At 66.2% G+C, this 240-nt stretch carries 1 protein-coding gene; it reads left to right on the forward strand.

Annotated elements, in window-relative coordinates; genetic code table 11:
• On the forward strand, nucleotides 1-240 hold a 240-nt coding region (locus tag ABFX56_RS16245; protein WP_346234387.1), incomplete at both ends, for an HNH endonuclease signature motif containing protein.

Here is a 240-nt window from a genome sequence, read left to right on the forward strand (position 1 = left end):
CGCCACCGGCGGGCCACTGGACTTGGGTCGCACCCGGCGCCTGTTCGACGACCGGCAACACGAAGCCCTCGCCATCAGAGACGGCGGCTGCCTCTGGCCGGACTGCGGACAACCACCCCTGATGACCGAGGCCCACCACATCAACGAATACGACCGCGACCATGGCAACACCGATATCGCCGACGGGGTCTGCCTCTGCCGATTCCACCACCTCACCCTGCACAACAACGGCTGGCGAAT

It is taken from the genome of Parafrigoribacterium mesophilum, assembly GCF_039652555.1.
Classification (GTDB): Bacteria; Actinomycetota; Actinomycetes; order Actinomycetales; family Microbacteriaceae; genus Parafrigoribacterium; species Parafrigoribacterium mesophilum.